2 protein-coding genes are annotated in these 1,841 nt (G+C 63.6%); both read right to left on the reverse strand.

Features of this window, described 5'->3' with window-relative positions; genetic code table 11:
- On the reverse strand, positions 1-1,606 hold a 1,606-nt coding region (locus EO141_RS20915), incomplete at its 3' end, for a condensation domain-containing protein (protein WP_164739363.1).
- Positions 1,606-1,841 (reverse strand): phosphopantetheine-binding protein (locus EO141_RS20920; protein WP_164739364.1); only part of this gene is annotated, 236 nt, incomplete at its 5' end. The genes EO141_RS20915 and EO141_RS20920, both read right to left, overlap by 1 nt.

Below are 1,841 nucleotides of genomic sequence, written 5' to 3' on the forward strand. Positions count from 1 at the left end.
CGCGCACGCTGCCCAGCAAGGTGGCCACCAGCCAGCGCGAACGAGCCAGGCTGACGCCTATGCGCATCCCCGGCTGCACCCCGCTGCGCTGCAGGGCCCAGGCAATCGCCGCACTGGCTGCCTCCAGTTGTGCATAGCTCAGCGTGCCTTCGGCGTCCTGCACCGCAATGGCGTCCGGAACCTGCTGCGCGGTCTGCGCAAAACGTCCACTCAGGCTGACGCCTCCCTCCCCCGGCAACCCCGCCCAGGCCAGCAGCTGTTGTCGATCGCTGGCCGGAACGAAGTCCGCGATATCGCTGCAGGCGGTGGGGTCGGCCAGCATGCGGCCCAGCGCATCGGTATAGATGGCCACCATGCGCTCGATCTGCGCCGGCGAAAACACCGCGCGATCGGCTTCCACATAGAGGTACACCGCCGACCCATCGGCCTCCTGGCCCGCTTGCACAACCAGCGGGTAGTTCGAATGTTCGAATCCGCTGCGCTCGAGGATGATGCCGCCCTCGCCACCGACCAGCCCACCGTAGTTGTGAAAATGGGTGTAGTTGAACAGCGTCTCGAACAAGGTGCGCCCGTTGTGCAATCGCATGATCTCCGACAGCGGCAACCGCCGATGTGGCCACAGCGCCTGTTCGTGCGCAAAGGTCGCCACGATGAGAGCCTCCCAGTTCAATCCCCGGGTGCACAACGTGAATGGCACGCTGTTGAGGAACAGGCCCAGGACGGCGTCGCCGCCATCCTGCTCCGGCCGACCGTTGGTGACCACTCCGCTCACCACCTGGTCCTGACCGCAAATCGCCCCCAACGCTTTGAGGTGCAACGCCAGCAGCACGTGTTTCACCGAAACCCGAAGTCGCTTGGCCAATGCACGTATCGCTGCCGACCTCGGCCCTTCCAAGGGCAGGCCTCGACGCTCCATTCCAAGATGACCGGTGCCGACACTTCGCGGTGGATCGGAGGGTGTCGCACCTTCCAGCAAGCCGCGCCAGAAATCGGTCGCCGCCGGCTGCTGCAGCGCATCCTGCTCCAGCTTGATGTAGTCCCGATAGCGGCACGCAAGTACCCTGCGGGTGGTCGTCCCCCCCTGTAACCGTGCGACGTAGGCGTCAATGAAGGCCGATAACAGCAGCCCCAGGCTCCAACCATCGAGCAATGCATGGTGGAAGCTGAATACCAACTCCCAACGCTCCTCCCCCAACACGTGCGTGTGCACGCGGATCGGCGTTGCGGATTCCAGATCGAAAGCGTGGCGCTTTTCTGTGGTTAGCCACTCTTCGCGATAAGCCTCCTGTGCAGCCTCAGAGAAACGGGTCAGATCGCGATGGGTAATCGCCATCCGCCCCCCGGACATCACGATCTGCAGCGGGCGCGACGCATTCTTAAGGCGAAAGCGCGTGCGCAGGACTGGATGAGCCGCCACCAGCTCGTCAAGGACAGCAGTGAGCGCCCCGAGGTCGAAACGAAGGCGAAGCTGGAACGTCACAATATCGTGATAGATCGAGCTTTCGGCGTGCATCTCGTTGTGGAAGATCATGCCAGCCTGTGCATGGCCGAGCGGGTAGGCATCCTCGATCCGCAGCCGATCGGCAGCGTTCTGGGTATCGCTCATCACACGCTCTCCTGGTCAAGTGCGGCCAGTTCCTGCGGCGACAACATGTCGAAGGCTTCCACCCGGGGGACGGCCACCGCCGTTCCGCCATGGGTCGTCACCTCGGCTAGCCTGGCCACGGTCTGGCGTTCGAACAACGCCTCCAGCGCAAACTCCAGCCCTTGTTGCTGCGCCTGCGCCTTGATCTGGATGCTCAAGATCGAATCGCCGCCCAGCTCGAAGAAGTTGTCATGCC

Source organism: Xanthomonas sp. BRIP62415, assembly GCF_003993515.1.
In the GTDB taxonomy this organism is placed as follows: domain Bacteria; phylum Pseudomonadota; class Gammaproteobacteria; order Xanthomonadales; family Xanthomonadaceae; genus Xanthomonas; species Xanthomonas euroxanthea.